The sequence below is a fragment of the Aeromicrobium sp. PFPM2_SD2 genome (assembly GCF_057364525.1).
This window is the reverse complement of sequence record NZ_JBNFNZ010000839.1, coordinates 1-513: the sequence shown is the minus strand read 5'-3', so window position 1 is coordinate 513 and position 513 is coordinate 1. Positions and strand designations below refer to the sequence as shown.

Here is a 513-nt window from a genome sequence, read left to right as displayed (position 1 = left end):
CGCCTACGTGCGGCCGAGCGGCCGGCCGGGCGGGTCGACGTCCGCCGCCACCAAAGTCCAGCGCCACCGACCCGGTCACCGTGATCGACCGGGGGAGCGAGCGGCTCGTGGTCGAGCGGCTGCTCGCCGAGCGCCCGGACGACGGCGTGCTCGGCGAGGAGGGCGGCGTCCGCGAGGGCACGTCCGGCGTCCGCTGGGTCATCGACCCCATCGACGGCACGGTCAACTTCGTCTACGGCATCGAGCGGTACGCCGTCAGCGTCGCCGCCGAGCACGACGGCGAGGTCGTGGCCGGCGCCGTCGTGGACGTCGTCCACGGCACGGCCTGGCTGGCGGCGCGCGGGCACGGTGCGGTCCGCGAGCAGGACGGGGAGCGCCGGGCCCTGCTCATGCCCGAGCCGCCGCCGCTGACGTCCGCGCTCGTGGGCACGGGCTTCTCCTACGACGCGGCGACGCGAGCCCGGCAGGTGCCGCCGTCGGCCGCGCTCGCTCCCGCAGGTGCGTGCACGTGCG

1 protein-coding gene is annotated in these 513 nt (G+C 77.2%); it reads left to right on the top strand.

The features are described 5' to 3' along the window. Positions 1-80: 80 nt before the first annotated feature. Positions 81-513 (top strand): inositol monophosphatase family protein (locus AC2W7G_RS18410; RefSeq protein WP_485869703.1); only part of this gene is annotated, 433 nt, incomplete at its 3' end.